This window comes from Peribacillus sp. FSL K6-1552 (genome assembly GCF_038005205.1).
Classification (GTDB): domain Bacteria; phylum Bacillota; class Bacilli; order Bacillales; family DSM-1321; genus Peribacillus; species Peribacillus butanolivorans.
In genome coordinates this window covers 4,174,806-4,192,211 of the sequence record NZ_JBBOST010000001.1, presented here as the reverse complement: position 1 = coordinate 4,192,211, position 17,406 = coordinate 4,174,806, and the positions used below count along the sequence as shown (strand labels likewise).

Below are 17,406 nucleotides of genomic sequence, written 5' to 3'. Positions count from 1 at the left end.
CTCCTTTACCAAAGAAAAAAGAAAAGGCGGTGGCACCAAAAAAGAAAAAGCCAGCAGTTCAGGAGGTTTACGAAGAGCAGCCAGTTGTTCAGGAAATTTGTGAGCCTGTCGATGATTGTATTCCCGTAACACCAATCATGCCTGGAAGTGGTTTTTGTATTCAGCCGCCCCCTTGGGCGTGTATGCCTATGCAAGGAGTCCCTTATCAAGGTGTTCCTGGGTTTCAGCCTGCTCCAGCTATGCATGGCTATCAAATGATGGAAGAAAGTTCAGACGTATGGGGAGAATCTCCTGACATGCATACAATGGGTCAAGGATATGTCCAAGGGGCCCAGCAAAATTATCCATACCAAGCATCAGCACCGGTTCCACACCATTTTTATGGAGGAATGGCGCAACAGTCTCCAGTAGCAGGTTCTCATATGCAAGAAGCTTATGAGTCATCTGCTGAATCGCCATCTTTCCACGATTATCAAAATTACCCTCAGCAACATTTTACACAGCATGCGGGTAAAAAAGAGGAAGATTGCGGCTGTAATAAAGGAATACTTGGATCATACGGACCGGAAGTGAAGGGTCAGTACCATGCCAATCAGGCGGGAAATCCTTATGCACATCACCATCCTGATTATCATCAATATCAAGCAGCTCAACCACAACAGATGCAACATCAATATGAAGAAGAGTCATCAGAATCCGGTTTTATGGGAATGGGAGGCCAGCAAGGAGGTCAACCGGGAATGATGGGAGGCCAACAAGGAGGTCAACCATGGATGATGGGTGGCCAGCAAGGAGGTCAACCGGGAATGATGGGAGGCCAACAAGGAGGTCAACCATGGATGATGGGTGGCCAGCAAGGAGGTCAACCGGGAATGATGGGAGGCCAGCAAGGAGGTCAACCGGGAATGATGGGAGGCCAGCAAGGAGGTCAACCGGGAATGATGGGTGGCCAGCAAGGAGGTCAACCGGGAATGATGGGAGGCCAACAAGGAGGTCAACCGGGAATGATTGGAGGCCAACAAGGAGGTCAACCATGGATGATGGGAGGCCAACAAGGAGGTCAACCGGGAATGATGGGAGGCCAACAAGGAGGTCAACCGGGAATGATGGGAGGCCAACAAGGAGGTCAACCGGGAATGATGGGAGGCCAACAAGGAGGTCAACCGGGAATGATGGGAGGCCAACAAGGAGGTCAACCATGGATGATGGGAGGCCAACAAGGAGGTCAACCAGGAATGATGGGAGGCCAACAAGGAGGTCAACCGGGAATGATGGGAGGCCAACAAGGAGGTCAACCATGGATGATGGGAGGCCAACAAGGAGGTCAACCGGGAATGATGGGAGGCCAACAAGGAGGTCAACCGGGAATGATGGGAGGCCAACAAGGAGGTCAACCGGGAATGATGGGAGGCCAGCAAGGAGGTCAGCCGGGAATGATGGGAGGCCAGTATAGAGGTCAACCAGGAATGATGCCAGGTCAATTTGGAGGTCAACCAGGAATGATGCCAGGTCAATTTGGTGGTCGGCCGGAAGCAATGTTACCTGGACAAATGGGGGGGCAACCAGGTCAATTCGGGGGCGTTCGTGCGCCTGAAACGTTTGGAATGCCAACTTATGTAGATGAAAGCGATGACTACTAATTATCAGCAAGGCAGTGTATTTTACACTCGTCTCCTCTCTTATTTAAATCGTAGGCCAAAGAATATCCACCATCTTCAAAGTAGTGTCTATTTAATTACCTTTGAAAAGGATCCTCCACTGATTCTTAAAGGATTTGACAGTTTTGAAAAGTGGGATCGACAAAGAGAATTGACTTCTTTGTTAAAACAAAAGGGATTCACTCAAACGTATTATATTCATCAGAATTTAATGCCTTTCCAATTTGAAGGGAAATGGTATGGCAGTATAGACTATTTGCCACCTAGTAAGAAAAAATTCCGATATTCCAATCAAAAGGATCGCCTTGAGGGAATTCAGTTACTTGAAAGCTTCCATGATGTTTCGGAACATCTGTATATTAAAGCGCCAGTTTTTGATCAATCAAAAAAATGGAAAGAACGGTTATCGCTATTTAAAAAGAACTTTTCTTATATTCGCCAATATGTTTCCGGAGAGATTATTAAGGAATGGATTGGCTGGGGTGAGTGGGCCCTTGATGGTTTTGAAAAAAATCAGTCTTTGTGGAATAAGGAAAAAAAAGTAATCATTCACGGTGATTGTGCTCATCATAATTTTTTGCGGAAAGCAGATGGCACCTTAACCTTAATCGATTTTGACTTAATGGCCAGCGCTCCAAGGTGCATTGATTATTTACAGTATGCAAATCGAATATCTAATCATTTAGAAGACGCTGCTACGATGTTATGGCAAATACCTCAACTGAAAAAATATCAATCAGACCCAGCCTTTTTATATGCTTTAACTTATCCAACGGATATTTTCCGTGAATGGAACCGCCAAAATAAAAGTTCTTCTCAACTTCATTCTGTTTGGAAAATGACGGTGGAAGATTTTTCAGAGCGGATGGAGATGAATGAAAAACTGAAAGAAAAGATTTCCTCCCTAAATAGGAAATAAAACGTGCTTTTGGCCGTAACTAACAGAGTAAAATCCCCTTTAGACAACCATGATAATTATGAGCGAAATATAGGCTCTATTGTAATGGGGAGGGTTGTTGGTGCGGAAAATAAAATGGGCATTGCCGCTTTGCACGGTATTAGCTGCCACAGGCTTGGTTGGGTGCGCTAATAATAATGCAGCGGAAAACGAGAATATTACGAATGAGACAGGATATCATTCCACTGAAAAAGATGCGTTAGTTCGCAACATTAATTATCAGAATGTGGTTCAAGGCCTTTACAACAAGGATGATGAGTATAGTAAGCGGGATCGTAATTACCATGGTCATGAAAGTAAACCACTTCGGGCTCGATCATCATATTATAATGCGTATGAAGGTGAATTAGCCGACCAAGTTAATGGGGTGGCCAATTCAGAGGATGCAGTTATTGACTCCCGGGCCATTATTATGGAAGATGAAATGCTTGTAGCTCTGTTGCTCGATGACTACAACCAGGCGAAAGCTGTTAAAGAATCAGTAATGAAAAAAGTCGAACCACTCACTGAAGGCCGGACCCTTAACGTAACGACTGATAAAGGCGTGTATTTCCGGACAATGACACTCGATAACAACCTTCGTGATGGCGATACGAGAGACTCAATCATTCTGGATGCCAATGACATGTTCGATAACCTAAACATTCATGAGAATCACTTAAAATGATTATGTGAAGCTGACTAAATTTTGGAGTCAGCTTTTTTTGTTTTATCGACCCGGCCGGATTTTTTCTGGTTAATAATCCTTATTTCGGGTCAAACTACTTAAAAAGTAAACTCCCTTAAGAGGTGAGAATATTGACTAATCAACTTAAAATTCAGTTTTTCTTGACACTTTTTATACTGCCATTTTGCTTTACCGTTTTTGCAGAAGAGTTGGTTCAACAGGAAAATAATCCAATTGAAAGAAAGGTAATTCTTCAGCGTATGTATCTTGATGGTGAGTTAAGTGAGGAAAAATTGACAGAAACAATTAGGACGATGGAAGACTTTTGGTTAAAATATCAAGGCTGGAAAGTAGTCGATCAGAATGAAGACCAGATTGTACTTAAGAAAATAGAAAATGATATATCTCCGCTTTTAAAGGCAAATGGATATCTAGGCATGAAAAAAGATGGTACGTTATCCATTTTTATTGGTCGACCGGAGCACGCTAAAATCATTCATACTTTCTACCAAATAGACGTTGGTAAACTCGAAGTATACAAGCAAGAAGAATTGCAAAAAGGCATACCAATCGTGAATAAAGACCAATATAAACAGCTCATTAAAGAATATGAGCCATATTCGGTAAATTAGGATGGGAATAACACCCGTCCTTTTTGTATGGGAACAGGTTTTTTTTAAAAGTGAATTTCATTCAAGTGGAAAAATTATATCACCGTTTTTCAGCAGAAACATAAAACTCCAATTAAATAAACAAGGTGTTAAAAGGAAGCAAGCTCTAGGGAAATAGCCCTAATCAATTGCTAAATAACTTTTAATAAACTTCCACCCTTTTTTATGATAAAATGAGAGGTACAGCAAAATCAGGGAGAGAAATAATTTGTATGATTATATAAAAGGCAAGGTCGATTATATCGGACCTGAATACATAGTTGTGGAAAATGGGGGGATCGGATATCAAGTGATGACGCCGAATCCTTTTATTTTTTCCGCTCAATATCAAAAAGAGATTCAAGTTTTTCTGTATCATTATGTGCGTGAGGATATGGCCGCATTTTACGGATTTCAGACTCGTCAAGAAAAGGCATTGTTCACCAAGTTGTTGAATGTAACTGGAATTGGGCCTAAGGGGGCGCTCGCCATTTTAGCGTCAGGCCAGGTCGATCAAGTGGTGCAAGCGATTGAAAATGAGGATGAAACGTTTCTTGTTAAATTCCCAGGAGTCGGAAAGAAGACGGCACGCCAAATGATTCTTGATTTAAAAGGAAAACTTGAGAACATAATTCCGGATGCGTTTCCAAACTTGTTTAACGAAGGCATTACAGCGGCAATCAGCCAAAACGGTTATACCGAGGAGCTGGATGAAGCAATTCTCGCCTTAAAGGCTCTTGGTTATTCTGAAAAAGAAATTCAAAAGGTCGCAAAGAAATTACAAACGGAAGAAATGACGACCGAGCAATATATTAAGAAAGCATTGCAAATGATGTTAAGATAAGGAGTGGCGCAATGGAGGAGAGAGTATTCAATCAGGAAGCCGATTTGAACGAACTATCCTTTGAACAAAGTCTGCGACCGCAAAACTTAAAGCAATATATTGGACAGGATAAAGTGAAGGCGAATTTGAGCGTGTATATCGAAGCGGCAAGGATGCGTGAAGAAACGCTCGATCATGTTCTTTTATATGGGCCCCCAGGACTTGGGAAGACGACACTAGCTGTCATCATCGCCAACGAAATGGGTGTCAATATCCGCACGACTTCCGGGCCAGCCATTGAGCGGCCGGGAGATCTGGCGGCAATTTTGAGTGCGCTCGAACCCGGTGATGTGTTATTCATTGATGAAATTCACCGTTTGCCTCGTGTTGTCGAAGAAGTTCTATATCCCGCTATGGAGGATTTCTGTCTTGATATCGTAGTCGGCAAGGGACCAGAGGCACGTTCGATCAGGATTGACCTGCCTCCGTTTACCCTCGTTGGGGCCACGACAAGGGCAGGTTCGCTGTCGGCACCGCTCAGGGACCGTTTTGGCGTTTTGAGTCGTCTTGAATATTACACGGAAAATCACTTGACTGATATCATCATCCGTACGGCAAGAATCATGGACACGGAAATGGATGATCAGGCCGCAGGCGAGCTTGCTAGAAGATCACGGGGAACCCCAAGAATTGCAAACCGTCTTTTGCGTCGGGTCAGGGATTTCGCCCAGGTCCGTGGAGATGGGACGATAACGGCGGAACTCGCCGATTATGCACTTGAATTAATGCAGGTCGACCGTTTAGGACTCGATCATATTGACCATAAATTACTTAAAGGGATTATTGAGAAATTTCGTGGTGGTCCCGTTGGGTTGGAGACGATTGCAGCAACAATTGGTGAGGAAGCGCATACGATTGAAGATGTGTATGAGCCATATCTGTTACAGGTCGGTTTTCTACAACGGACCCCAAGAGGACGAATGGCAACGCCGCTTGTTTATGAGCATTTCGAAATGGAGATGCCTGAATGATGAATGTACCAAAAATGGTTATGATACTTGGCGTGATTATATTTGTGATTGGTTTTGCGATGAAATATATACATCTTGGTAGGCTGCCGGGAGATATTTTATTCAAAAAGGGGAACACAACTTTTTACTTTCCAATCGTAACATCAATCATTGTCAGTGTTGTGTTGTCAGCTATTTTTTATCTAATCAGCCGTTTTAAATAACAAATTACTGCTTTGATAGACAGGTTAGGAAGTGGAACAGATGAAATTGGATATGTTTGATTTTCATTTACCAGAGGAACTAATTGCCCAAGTTCCTTTGGAAGATAGGGAAGCAAGTAGATTGATGGTGCTAGACAAAGTAACTGGTGAGCTAAAGCATGATGTATTCAGTCATATCACGGAGTATATTAAACCTGGTGACTGTCTTGTGTTAAACGATACGAAAGTACTGCCGGCACGGCTATACGGCAGTAAAGAAGAAACAGGTGGAAAAGTAGAAGTTTTGCTGTTGAAACAAGAACATGATGATGTATGGGAGACACTTGTAAAACCAGCGAAACGAATTAAAGAAGGCACGACAATCATCTTTGGCGATGGTAAGCTGAGTGCCGTCTGCACAGGTGTACTTGAACATGGCGGTCGAATCCTTAAGTTTCAATATGAAGGTATCTTTTATGAGATATTAGAGGAACTTGGCGAAATGCCGCTGCCTCCATATATTAAGGAACAGCTCGACGACCAAGACCGTTATCAAACGGTATATGCACGTGAACGCGGGTCGGCTGCAGCCCCAACGGCAGGGCTGCACTTTACGGAGCATTTGCTTGAGAAACTTAAAGGCATGGGCGTTCATATCGCTTTTATCACGCTTCATGTTGGACTAGGTACGTTCCGTCCAGTCAGCGTGGACGATATTGACAGTCACGAAATGCATTCTGAGTTCTACCAAATGACCGAAGGAACAGCCCGATTACTGAATAAAGTTAAAGAAGACGGTGGGAAAATCATCACGGTCGGTACTACGTCGACGAGAACGCTGGAAACGATTGCGTCCCGTAATGATGGAGTTTTTAAGGAAGAGAGTGGCTGGACGAGCATTTTCATTTATCCTGGTTATGAATTCAAAGGGATTAATGCGATGATTACGAATTTCCATTTACCAAAATCAACTTTAATCATGCTTATTTCTGCCCTCGCAGGCAGGGAGCATGTTCTTCATGCCTATGAAACGGCTGTGGAAGAAAAATACAGGTTCTTTAGTTTTGGAGATGCAATGTTAATTAAGTAATATAAGAGTGAGATGCTCTTGAAGGGAGTTATTGCGTTGACTGCAATACGATATGAGTTAATCAAAACATGTAAACAGACAGGGGCACGGCTAGGTCGTGTTCATACGCCGCATGGTTCTTTTGAAACACCAGCATTTATGCCGGTTGGAACAATGGCTACTGTCAAAACGATGTCACCAGAAGATTTGAAACAAATGGGGGCAGGCATCATCCTAAGCAATACGTATCACTTATGGCTGCGTCCAGGACATGAAATTATCAAGGAAGCTGGCGGATTGCACAAATTCATGAACTGGGATAGGGCGATATTAACCGACTCTGGCGGTTTTCAAGTGTTCAGTTTGAGTGAATTCCGTAAAATTGAAGAAGAGGGCGTACATTTCAGAAACCATATCAATGGTGATAAATTATTTTTATCTCCGGAAAAAGCGATGGAAATACAAAATGCACTTGGCTCTGATATCATGATGGCATTCGATGAATGTCCGCCATTCCCGGCAACTGAAGAGTATATGAAGAAATCAGTTGAACGGACATCACGCTGGGCAGAACGCTGCTTGAATGCGCATGAGCGTCCAAAAGATCAAGGGTTGTTCGGTATCGTTCAGGGTGGAGAGTTTGAAAATCTTCGTAAACAAAGTGCGAAAGACCTTGTCTCCCTTGATTTCCCGGGTTATGCTATTGGAGGATTATCTGTTGGGGAACCGAAGGATATCATGAACCGCGTCCTTGAATTTACAAGTCCATTACTGCCAACTAACAAACCGCGTTACCTAATGGGAGTCGGTTCACCGGACTCATTGATTGATGGTGCGCTCCGCGGCGTCGATATGTTTGATTGCGTACTCCCTACACGTATTGCACGTAATGGTACGTTGATGACAAGCAATGGCCGACTGGTTGTGAAAAATGCGAAGTATGCTCGTGATTTTGGTCCAATAGATGAAAATTGCGATTGTCATGTTTGTAAAAATTATAGCCGGGCTTATATCCGCCATTTGATTAAATGTGAAGAAACCTTTGGTATTCGTCTTACGACTTATCATAATCTTCATTTTCTGTTAAACTTGATGGAACAGGTCAGACAAGCAATTCGAGAAGATCGCCTTGGAGACTTTAGGGAAGAGTTTTTTGAACAATATGGTTTCAATAAGCCAAATGCAAAAAACTTCTAATTCCATAAATATTTTAAAGAATGAAAGGAGTGAAGAAAAATGGGTAATTTAACACAAATACTTCCGTTAATTTTAATGTTCGTATTGTTCTATTTCTTATTAATCCGTCCGCAACAAAAACGCCAGAAAACTACGCGAAACATGCAAAGCAGTTTGAAAAAAGGTGATAAAGTTGCAACTATCGGCGGCATGCACGGAACAATCGATGCAATCGATGAATTGCAAATTGTCATTAAATCACCAGACGGTTCAAAGCTTACATTTGACCGTGCTGCCATCCGTGAAATTACGGAAAGCGCACCAAATAAAGAAGTAACTGTATAAGACAAACTAAAACCGGGCCTATTGTGCCCGGTTTTTTGCTGTGGTTTTTTAATTGGTTCGCGATTCTGAACTCATATTTACTCCAAGCACGCCACCCATCATGGCTGTGATCACAAAACAGCCGTAATAAATCCATTGTTTGATGGTGAAAAGTGCATCATTACCTAAATATTGAAAAAGAAACACAACTAAAAGGTAAAGCAAACCAGTACTTCCACCTAAGAAAAGTCCTTGCTTTTTCCCTTTACCTCCTGAAATAAATCCACCAATGAACAGCGATAAAAAGGACACAATCATGATCACGTATGTCAGGGATGATTCCGTCAGTGAAGTAAAACGAAGAAGGATAGAAAAGAGTAAGCTTGCAATCATCGCTATGGCAAAGATGGAGCCGACGCCATAGATTACGGCGACACTCATTTTTTTAGTTTCGATGGTTATTCCCCCTTTTTAAAAGGCTGATACATTTAGCCTGTTGATGTGTTTGTACAAGCATATTCTTCTATTGGAACCTTTAGACCTGGTTTAAGAAGTTCTATGAAATTTGAAAAAGAAAATAGAGTAATTTTTCATTTTCAAAGCCATGCTATGGATGAAGGAAGTGTTATTGAAGTGGATATCTATCTAGGTATTATTTTTCGAACGACGGTAATCTATTTAGTCATCTGGTTCCTTTTTCGATTGATGGGCAAGCGGGAAGTAGGGGAACTGAGCGTTCTTGATTTAGTGGTATCTATCATGATAGGGGACATTGCTGTGCTATCCTTTGAAGATTTGGAAAAACCGTTTATCCGACAGACTATCCCAATGTTTGTCCTCGCGACCCTCCAAATTACATTAGCATTCATCTCATTGAAAAGTGTCAAGTTTCGCTATTTCATGGATGGTAAGCCACAGATCATCATCAATCAGGGAAAAATAGATGAAAAAGCGATGCGCAGACAACGATATAATTTTGATGACTTATTGACCCAGCTTCGTGAACAAGGAATTATTGATTTAAACGAAGTTCGATTTGCCATCCTTGAAACTTCAGGAAAGCTCTCGGTGATTAAAAATAGCGAAGAAGAAAGGTCGGAAAGTGAATCAATACCCTATCCGCTAATAGTCGACGGAGTGGTACAGGAAGAAAATCTTAATAAAATTGGAAAAAATCATTTTTGGCTTCTGCATCAGTTAAAAGAACATGGGGATACAAAGGTTAAAGAGATATCGATTTGCGGATACATAGATGGCCAATTTTACATTGATACAAATGAAACGAAGAAATAACCGAAGCTGCTGAATACTTCGGTTATTTCTATTTCCATGCAAACCTTGATAAAAACACGCCGATTACAGGGATTCGAATTAAGTCTGCTTTTTTTATGAAGCCAGTCAAGAGCATGAAAAATGTGAACAGCAGGAACACAACGGTAACTGAAAGCAACAGTCGGGTTCCTAGAGGCTGAGAGGAGAGTGGATCTTGATAAATATAATAACCACCCCAACCGGAAATTAATGCAATAACTAAAGCCAACATATAACTCCGAAAATGAAGTGTAAAAGGAACAACTTTTAACACAGTTGAAAAATGCAGAAAGGTAACGAGCATCGAACCGACCGCTATTCCGATTGCGGCCCCCATAATACCGAAACTTTCCTTGGATGCCATCAGCCAGATTACACCAATTTTAAGAATGTTCCCTGCGAGGCTGTTAAACATTGCGGCTTTTGCAAGGTCCAGTGCCTGAAGCATCGACTGCAACGGATATTGAAAATAATAGAGTATGAAAAAAGGTGAAAGAAATTTAATGAAAACAGCAGCGTGGGAAGAGCCATACATTACTTGTAAAATCGGTTCAGCAAAGATGAACAGAGTGACGACAGCTAAACAACCTGTAATAAAGGTGATTTTCAGGGCCTGCTGAAGCCTGTGTTCAACGAGTGAAAAGTTTCCTGTTGTCCTTGCTTCACTAACTGCAGGAACAAGAGCTGTAGCTAAAGAAGCTGTAACAAAAGAAGGAAGCATGAGCAAAGGCAGTGCGTATCCTGTTAACTCTCCGTATTGACTGGTAGCTGCGGCCGCGGTCACACCGGCAAGTTGCAAACTCTGAGCGACCACAATTGGTTCAAAAAACCAAGAAATTGACCCAATCATCCTGCTTCCAGTTGAAGGCAGTGCAATCCCCATCAATTCAGTAAATGTTCCTTTCCCGGATTTGACATTTTTGAAGAAGCCTTTCCGGAATTTAAAATGTTTCTTTAATTTAAAGCTTGTCAATAGGTAGACAAGTGATACAAGCTCACCAATTATTGAGGCAAACATTGCGCCAGCTGCGGCATATTCGATTCCGTATGGCAAAAAGGCCTTTGTCAGGACGGCAATGAAAGTGATACGGGCTACCTGTTCAATAACTTGTGAGAAAGCGAAGGGCTTCATATTTTGCTTGCCTTGGAAATATCCGCGCAAGACAGATGAAATAGCGATAATTGGAACAATAGGGGCAATCGCCATAAGCGGCCATACCGTTCTTTCATCTGTGAATAAATATTCGGATAGAACCGGCGCAAAAAATAGCATCGCAGGAGTAAAGATCATCGATAAAGTAAATGTACAGGCCAAAGAGACGACAAGGATTTTCTTGATTTTCCTTTCATCACCTCGGGCATTGGCTTCGGCCACATATTTGGATATGGCGATTGGCAGGCCTAATTGGGTAATGTTGACGACAAGAAATAGGGTCGGTAAAGCCATCATATATAAACCAACGCCTTCTTCGCCGATAAAACGGGCGATGACAATGCGGTTAATGAACCCAAGAACCCTTGTTATCAGGCTTGCGATTAATAAAATCAGCGTCCCTTTTAAAAACTTAGACATTGAACTCCCTCCCTGCCTTCTCAAAAAAGCGGTTATGCTATACAATTATCTATATGCTTGTACTTGGACAAAGCATGACAAAAGTGTTTGCGTTCTTACAAATGATCGAATTTCCTTCTTAGAAAATGCGCATTCAATTGAGAATCATTTTTACTGGAGGCAAAGTGATGACGAAAAAGAATCACCCATATCAACGTTATTATGTAAAGGTACGTCCATTCTTGAAGAGCAAACGTGAGGAATTCCAAATGGTTGGATTGAATGCTGTTTCAGAGGAAGATATATGGGCAACCTTAACCAAGAACAAATGGAAGCGGCCTCAGGAAAACATTCACCTTCACGAACTCGTAGCCGACATTGTGACATTTTCGAGCAACCAGTTCATGACCTTTCAAATGGTCGAAGCTTATAAATCACCAAATCTTTTTGAACCGCTTTCTGAAGAAGAGCTTAAAGAACTTTTGAAAGAATAAAACTGCGAAATACTTAAATTGACAGCCGTTTGTAAATGAATCATAATAGATATGGTTATGCTTTTTTTTGGAAAAAGAGTATGGAGAGCGGTGTCTTTTTTCTAACGATTTGAAGAGAATGCAACCTTATAAAACGAAAAAAAAATGACAGTTTTTGAAACTCCATGAACAGGCGTATTATAGAAAGGGGCCTACTACATAATGGTAAAAAGAAGCAGGATCGTTGCGTTTTTTCTAATCGTACTTTTGATTTTCGCAGCGATGGGAACGACTTCAAAAGGAATCCTAAAGGATATCAAGCTGGGTCTTGATCTTCAAGGCGGTTTTGAAGTGTTATATGAAGTAAAACCGCTATCTGGAGAAAAGATCACTCCGGAAGTTTTGAGGGCTACAGTAAGCTCACTTGAGCGGCGTGTCAATGTATTAGGTGTAAGTGAACCTAATATTCAAATCGAAGGGAAAGACAGGATCCGCGTTCAATTAGCCGGTGTTAAAGACCAAAACAACGCTCGGGAAATCCTTTCGACTCAAGCAAAATTATCGTTCCGTGATTATAACGATAAGGAAATGATGACCGGTGCTGACCTGAAAGAAGGCGGCGCGAAACAAACGTTCCAAGATAATAAACCAGTTGTTGAAGTCACGCTGAAAGACGTGAATAAGTTTAAAGAAATCACTCAAAAAATTTCCTCAATGGAAAGCCCGACGAATGTACTTGCAATCTGGTTGGATTTCGAGGAAGGAAAAGATTCCATTAAAGATACAGCTTCACAAGACAATATGATTTCAGCTCCAGCTGTCAGTGAAGTTTTTAATACGAAGAAGGTGTATATTACCGGTCAATTTACGGTGGAAGAAGCGAAAGAGCTTGCAGACCTTCTGGATGCAGGTGCCCTGCCTGTAGATTTAAAAGAAAAGTACTCCACTTCTGTAGGTGCCCAATTTGGTGCAGGTGCACTAAATGATACTATTTTTGCAGGAATCATCGGAATTGCACTTGTTTTTATCTTTATGCTAGTGTATTACCGCTTCCCAGGATTCATTGCAGTCGTCACTTTAAGCATATACATTTTCTTGACGCTATTAGTGTTTGATTGGATGAATGCAGTCCTTACTCTTCCTGGTATTGCAGCACTGATACTCGGGGTTGGTATGGCTGTCGATGCCAATATCATAACCTATGAGCGAATCAGGGATGAGCTGAAACTTGGCCGTTCTGTAAAAGCAGCTTATAAGGAAGGTACGAAAAACTCACTTGCTACGATCACGGATGCGAACTTAACGACATTGCTGGCTGCGGCCGTTCTGTTTTATTATGGAACAAGCTCAGTTAAAGGGTTTGCTACTACTTTGATCATTTCGATTTTAATGAGTTTCATAACAGCCGTCTATGGTACACGTCTTTTCATGAGCCTGTGGGTGAATAGTGGGTTCTTGGACAAACGTACAACATGGTTTGGCGTGAAGAAGAAATACATTCACAATTTATCTGAGAAAATTAATTTAATGTCATTGCCAACTCGCTTTGATAAAATCGATTTCGTCAAACATAGGAAAGTCTTTTATAGTATTTCAATCGGTGTTACCCTTATCGGGATTATTTTCTTATTCGTATTTAGATTAAATCTTGGTATTGATTTTACTAGTGGTACCCGAATTGAGATTGCGTCCAAAGATGTTTTAACGAAGCAGCAAGTCGAAACCGAAATGGACAAGGTCGGTATTGACGCGGAGGATATCAAGGATGTTAGGCTCGCTGGAAAAGAAAATAAAAATGCTGTCGTTCGTACAGTCGGTGTGCTTAATAAACAAGAAATCGCTGAATTGAAGGACCACTTTAAGAAAGATTATGGAGCAGAACCGAATGTCAGCACCGTTTCGCCGACAGTCGGAAAAGAACTTGCGAAAAATGCTATGATTGCGTTAGCGATTGCATCACTCGGCATTATCTTGTATGTATCCGTACGATTTGAATGGCGGATGGCTGTACCTGCCGTCGTAGCGCTAATACATGACGCGTTCTTTATTATTACGATATTTAGTGTACTTCGACTTGAAGTGGATATCACCTTCATTGCTGCGGTTCTGACGATTGTCGGTTATTCGATCAATGATACGATCGTAACCTTTGACCGTATTCGTGAAAACTTACGCTTCAGTCGTAAAGTCAAAACAGTTGAAGAGCTTGAGAATATTGTAAATATCAGTATCAGGCAAACATTAACGAGATCTATTAACACCGTACTAACCGTTCTCATTACGGTTATCGCGTTGGCGATCTTCGGTAGTGAAGCCATCCGAAACTTCTCAATTGCCCTGTTTATCGGTTTAATATGTGGCGTGTATTCATCTCTATTAATCGCTTCCCAATTCTGGCTTGATTTGAAAATTAGAGAATTGAAGAAAAAAGGACCACTGAATACGGCAAAAGAAAAGAAACAAAGTCTTGAAGGACAAGTTTAATATGTGAGAAGGGGCTGGCATGATGCCAGCCTTCTTTTTGTGAGACTAGCTTTTTGAATAGGGAAATACAGCCATTTTTGAGTTTAAAATAAAATTGAAACCATTATTGTCGTTTTGTATAATAAGTAAGTTGAGGGGTGAATTTATGTTAAAGCCAAAAACACGGTGGAACTTACGAACTGCCGATGAAAACAAAGTTGCTGAACTAGCGGAAGAGCTTCATATCACACCCTTAGTTGCGGCCTTACTTGTGAATCGTGGCCTGGATACAATTGAAAGTGCCCGATCATTTTTATTTGTAAAAAATCAAACTTTTCATGATCCATTTTTACTGAAAGATATGGATAAAGCAGTATATAGAATAAAAGAAGCCATTCAAAACGGAGAGAAAATCAGGATTTTTGGTGATTATGATGCGGACGGCGTGACATCGACTACGGTGATGATGACGACGCTAACTAGACTAGGAGCCGATGTGGATTTTTATATCCCAAATCGATTTACAGAAGGCTACGGTCCGAATCCAATGGCATTCCGCTTGGCAGCTGAGCAAGGGGTAAAGGTATTAATAACCGTGGACACGGGAATTTCCGCAGTTGATGAAGCGAAACTTGCTAGCGAGCTTGGCATGGATTATATTTTGACGGATCACCATGAACCTGGTCCGGAACTTCCCGAAGCACTAGCGATTATTCATCCAAAACTTGAGAACAGTTCATATCCATTTGAAGATCTTGCTGGCGTAGGGGTTGCTTTTAAACTGGCACATGCCTTGCTTGGCGAACTGCCAGAGGATTTGCTGGAGATTGCGGCAATCGGTACCATTGCGGATTTGGTACCTTTAAAAGGAGAAAACCGCCTCATTGCAGCGAAAGGGATTGAGCAGTTACGCTTAACTAGACGTCCGGGGCTTGTTGCCCTAATGAAAGTGGCGAATATTCAGCAGGAAGCATTGAATGAGGAATCAATCGGCTTTGCAATGGCACCACGAATCAATGCAGTTGGCCGCCTTGGTGATGCGGACCCGGCTGTTGATTTATTGATGTCTGAAAACTTGGCTGAAGCGACGGAACTGGCTAATGAAATCGATGATATTAATAAAGAGCGTCAGGCGATGGTTGCTGCAATGGCGGAAGAAGCGATTCAAGAGGTTGAGGAAAACTTCCCACCGGAGTCAAATGGTGTGCTTATTATCGGGAGAGAAGGTTGGAACGCAGGGGTAGTGGGTATTGTAGCCTCCAAACTGGTTGAACGCTTTTACCGTCCGACCATTGTGTTGAGCTATGACCGAGAAAAGGGGCACGCGAAAGGTTCAGCCCGGAGTATTGCTGGATTCGACCTTTTTGAGAGTCTCTCTACCTGTCGCGAATTGCTGCCTCATTTTGGTGGACATCCGATGGCTGCGGGAATGACCCTGAAAATAGAAGACGTACAGGAGCTTAGGGATCGCATGAACATTATTGCGAAAGAACAGCTCAGCGAAGAAGATTTCACACCTATTACCAACTTGGATGGAGCCACAACATTAGCGGAAGTTTCCATTCAAACGATTCAGGAAATGAGCCTGCTAGCGCCATTTGGAGTGACCAATCCAAAGCCGAAAATCTTGATAGATTCCGTCCAGCTTTCAAGTGTCCGTAAAATTGGCGCCAATCAGAATCACTTGAAGGTGCAGCTTGAAGATAGTGAGAATCATAAACTCGACGGCGTTGGGTTTGGTCTAGGTCATTATGTGGATGAAATAGCTCCGCATGCAGAAGTCTCCGTGATCGGAGAGCTTTCCATTAATGAGTGGAATAATATCAAAAAGCCGCAAATCTTTGTTCAGGATGTCTCGGTCAATCATTGGCAGCTTTTCGATTATCGCGGCAAGGGACAGGCAGAGAAGTGGCTAGCTGAGATACCGGTTCATAATCGGAAAATTGTTATTTTCTCAGAAGATATTTATAGAAGATATCCTTTTTTACAAAACCATCCCGATCTTGTTTTAATCAAGAATGAACAGGAAGCAGATCAGCTCGACTGCATGCAAGGACATGTGGTTCTTATGGATATGCCCCCGTTAAGAGAGTTGTTAAAACGGGTGATTGAAAATAAGAAGCCGTCGCGGATATACGCACATTTTTCTCATGAACAGGATCATTTTTTAAGTACGGTGCCAACACGGGACGATTTTAAATGGTTCTATGCCTTTCTTGCTAAAAAGGGTCCGCTTGATGTGAAAAGGTATGGTGATGATCTTGCCAAATACCGAGGCTGGTCAAGAGATACAGTGGATTTTATTTCAAAGGTGTTTTTTGAGCTTGATTTTGTTACAATAGAGAATGGGTTAATTATGCTCACAGCCAATGCGAAAAAACGCGATCTCAGTGAGTCTGAATCGTTTATAAGAAAGAAAGAGCAATTTGAGCTTGAACAAGAGCTTGTCTATTCTTCCTATCAGCAATTATTCGATTGGTTCAATCATTTTTTAGTTCATGAGGCAACAGACCTTGAGGAGGAAACAAAGCAATGGATTTAAAGCAATATGTAACAATTGTGCAAGACTGGCCAAAACCGGGTATTGTCTTCAAAGATATTACAACATTAATGGATAACGGCGCAGCTTATAAATACGCAACAGACCAAATCGTCGAGTACGCTCGCGATAAAAATATCGATTTAGTGGTCGGACCGGAAGCACGCGGATTCATTATCGGATGTCCAGTCGCATACTCATTGGAAGTGGGCTTTGCGCCAGTGAGAAAAGAAGGAAAGCTTCCACGTGAAACGATAAAAGTCGAATATGGCTTAGAATATGGTAAGGATGTATTGACTATCCATAAAGATGCCATTAAACCAGGACAACGTATCCTGATTACGGACGATTTACTTGCTACTGGCGGTACAATCGAAGCAACGATCAAATTAGTGGAAGAGCTTGGCGGAATTGTAGCCGGGATTGCATTCCTTATTGAATTAACAGACCTAGATGGTAAAGATAAATTAGAAGGCTATGATGTTTTAACACTAATGAACTTTTAATAAAGAAGAGCACTCTGACCAGGG

At 41.8% G+C, this 17,406-nt stretch carries 16 protein-coding genes; 14 read left to right on the top strand and 2 right to left on the bottom strand.

Annotated features, from left to right (window positions below; genetic code table 11):
- The first annotated feature begins 1,629 nt into the window (after nucleotides 1-1,629).
- The 9 genes from NST21_RS20150 (at nucleotide 1,630) to yajC (ending at nucleotide 8,559) form a co-directional block, all read left to right on the top strand.
- Nucleotides 1,630-2,577, top strand: coding sequence for a phosphotransferase (locus NST21_RS20150; protein WP_053347140.1), 948 nt, complete (start codon nucleotides 1,630-1,632; stop codon nucleotides 2,575-2,577).
- Nucleotides 2,578-2,677: 100 nt separating this feature from the next.
- Nucleotides 2,678-3,283 carry a YhcN/YlaJ family sporulation lipoprotein gene (locus NST21_RS20145; protein WP_340890892.1) on the top strand — a complete coding sequence of 202 codons (606 nt, stop codon included), beginning with the start codon at nucleotides 2,678-2,680 and terminating at the stop codon, nucleotides 3,281-3,283.
- 131 nt (nucleotides 3,284-3,414) lie between these two features.
- The gene (locus NST21_RS20140; RefSeq protein ID WP_340890889.1) at nucleotides 3,415-3,915 is read left to right on the top strand and encodes an intercompartmental signaling factor BofC; all 501 of its coding nucleotides are present in this window, start codon (nucleotides 3,415-3,417) and stop codon (nucleotides 3,913-3,915) included.
- A gap of 247 nt (nucleotides 3,916-4,162) precedes the next feature.
- Nucleotides 4,163-4,777: a Holliday junction branch migration protein RuvA gene (gene ruvA / locus NST21_RS20135; protein WP_056528317.1), complete on the top strand. Its 615-nt coding sequence runs from the start codon at nucleotides 4,163-4,165 to the stop codon at nucleotides 4,775-4,777.
- 11 nt (nucleotides 4,778-4,788) lie between these two features.
- Nucleotides 4,789-5,787 (top strand): Holliday junction branch migration DNA helicase RuvB, encoded by a 999-nt coding sequence (gene ruvB, locus NST21_RS20130; protein ID WP_056528318.1) that lies wholly within the window; start codon nucleotides 4,789-4,791, stop codon nucleotides 5,785-5,787.
- Nucleotides 5,784-5,990, top strand: coding sequence for a DUF2905 domain-containing protein (locus NST21_RS20125; protein WP_053347135.1), 207 nt, complete (start codon nucleotides 5,784-5,786; stop codon nucleotides 5,988-5,990). The genes ruvB and NST21_RS20125 overlap by 4 nt, the downstream gene beginning before the upstream one ends.
- A gap of 40 nt (nucleotides 5,991-6,030) precedes the next feature.
- A complete protein-coding gene (gene queA / locus NST21_RS20120) occupies nucleotides 6,031-7,059 on the top strand; it encodes a tRNA preQ1(34) S-adenosylmethionine ribosyltransferase-isomerase QueA (RefSeq protein ID WP_053347134.1) in 1,029 nt (342 codons plus the stop codon).
- Nucleotides 7,060-7,095: 36 nt separating this feature from the next.
- Nucleotides 7,096-8,235 (top strand): tRNA guanosine(34) transglycosylase Tgt, encoded by a 1,140-nt coding sequence (gene tgt, locus NST21_RS20115; protein ID WP_056528321.1) that lies wholly within the window; start codon nucleotides 7,096-7,098, stop codon nucleotides 8,233-8,235.
- A gap of 39 nt (nucleotides 8,236-8,274) precedes the next feature.
- Nucleotides 8,275-8,559, top strand: coding sequence for a preprotein translocase subunit YajC (gene yajC / locus NST21_RS20110; RefSeq protein ID WP_328114438.1), 285 nt, complete (start codon nucleotides 8,275-8,277; stop codon nucleotides 8,557-8,559).
- A gap of 48 nt (nucleotides 8,560-8,607) precedes the next feature.
- On the opposite strand, the gene NST21_RS20105 is transcribed toward yajC, so the two are convergent.
- Nucleotides 8,608-8,979 (bottom strand): TIGR04086 family membrane protein, encoded by a 372-nt coding sequence (locus NST21_RS20105; protein ID WP_056528324.1) that lies wholly within the window; start codon nucleotides 8,977-8,979, stop codon nucleotides 8,608-8,610.
- Between the two features lie 168 nt (nucleotides 8,980-9,147).
- On the opposite strand from NST21_RS20105, the gene NST21_RS20100 reads away from it, so the two are divergent.
- Complete coding sequence (locus NST21_RS20100; RefSeq protein WP_057219086.1) at nucleotides 9,148-9,831, top strand: DUF421 domain-containing protein; 684 nt, start codon at nucleotides 9,148-9,150, stop codon at nucleotides 9,829-9,831.
- A gap of 28 nt (nucleotides 9,832-9,859) precedes the next feature.
- Here the strand turns inward: NST21_RS20100 and spoVB are convergent, their stop codons facing one another.
- Nucleotides 9,860-11,422 carry a stage V sporulation protein B gene (gene spoVB, locus NST21_RS20095; protein ID WP_340890884.1) on the bottom strand — a complete coding sequence of 521 codons (1,563 nt, stop codon included), beginning with the start codon at nucleotides 11,420-11,422 and terminating at the stop codon, nucleotides 9,860-9,862.
- Between the two features lie 167 nt (nucleotides 11,423-11,589).
- Here spoVB and NST21_RS20090 point away from each other — a divergent pair, with 167 nt between their 5' ends.
- The 4 genes from NST21_RS20090 (at nucleotide 11,590) to NST21_RS20075 (ending at nucleotide 17,382) form a co-directional block, all read left to right on the top strand.
- On the top strand, nucleotides 11,590-11,895 hold the full coding sequence (locus NST21_RS20090) for a post-transcriptional regulator (RefSeq protein ID WP_057218863.1): 306 nt from the start codon (nucleotides 11,590-11,592) through the stop codon (nucleotides 11,893-11,895).
- A 201-nt stretch (nucleotides 11,896-12,096) separates the two neighbouring features.
- Entirely contained in the window at nucleotides 12,097-14,358 is a 2,262-nt protein-coding gene (gene secDF / locus NST21_RS20085) for a protein translocase subunit SecDF (RefSeq protein ID WP_340890882.1), read from the top strand.
- Between the two features lie 145 nt (nucleotides 14,359-14,503).
- Nucleotides 14,504-16,879 (top strand): single-stranded-DNA-specific exonuclease RecJ, encoded by a 2,376-nt coding sequence (gene recJ / locus NST21_RS20080; RefSeq protein WP_340890881.1) that lies wholly within the window; start codon nucleotides 14,504-14,506, stop codon nucleotides 16,877-16,879.
- Nucleotides 16,870-17,382, top strand: a complete 513-nt coding sequence (locus tag NST21_RS20075; protein WP_053347125.1) for an adenine phosphoribosyltransferase — start codon at nucleotides 16,870-16,872, stop codon at nucleotides 17,380-17,382. Before recJ ends, NST21_RS20075 begins: the two co-directional genes overlap by 10 nt.
- The last annotated feature ends 24 nt before the right edge of the window (nucleotides 17,383-17,406 follow it).

Excerpts from the sequence above, each read along its gene's own strand:
- spoVB (WP_340890884.1), bottom strand. The coding sequence starts at position 11,422 with ATGTCTAAGTTTTTAAAAGGGACGCTGATTTTATTAATCGCAAGCCTG.
- ruvB (WP_056528318.1), top strand. The coding sequence starts at position 4,789 with ATGGAGGAGAGAGTATTCAATCAGGAAGCCGATTTGAACGAACTATCC.
- NST21_RS20125 (WP_053347135.1), top strand. The coding sequence starts at position 5,784 with ATGATGAATGTACCAAAAATGGTTATGATACTTGGCGTGATTATATTT.
- recJ (WP_340890881.1), top strand. The coding sequence starts at position 14,504 with ATGTTAAAGCCAAAAACACGGTGGAACTTACGAACTGCCGATGAAAAC.
- NST21_RS20150 (WP_053347140.1), top strand. The coding sequence starts at position 1,630 with ATGACTACTAATTATCAGCAAGGCAGTGTATTTTACACTCGTCTCCTC.
- secDF (WP_340890882.1), top strand. The coding sequence starts at position 12,097 with ATGGTAAAAAGAAGCAGGATCGTTGCGTTTTTTCTAATCGTACTTTTG.
- yajC (WP_328114438.1), top strand. The coding sequence starts at position 8,275 with ATGGGTAATTTAACACAAATACTTCCGTTAATTTTAATGTTCGTATTG.
- NST21_RS20100 (WP_057219086.1), top strand. The coding sequence starts at position 9,148 with ATGGATGAAGGAAGTGTTATTGAAGTGGATATCTATCTAGGTATTATT.
- NST21_RS20090 (WP_057218863.1), top strand. The coding sequence starts at position 11,590 with ATGACGAAAAAGAATCACCCATATCAACGTTATTATGTAAAGGTACGT.
- queA (WP_053347134.1), top strand. The coding sequence starts at position 6,031 with ATGAAATTGGATATGTTTGATTTTCATTTACCAGAGGAACTAATTGCC.
- NST21_RS20075 (WP_053347125.1), top strand. The coding sequence starts at position 16,870 with ATGGATTTAAAGCAATATGTAACAATTGTGCAAGACTGGCCAAAACCG.
- NST21_RS20105 (WP_056528324.1), bottom strand. The coding sequence starts at position 8,979 with ATGAGTGTCGCCGTAATCTATGGCGTCGGCTCCATCTTTGCCATAGCG.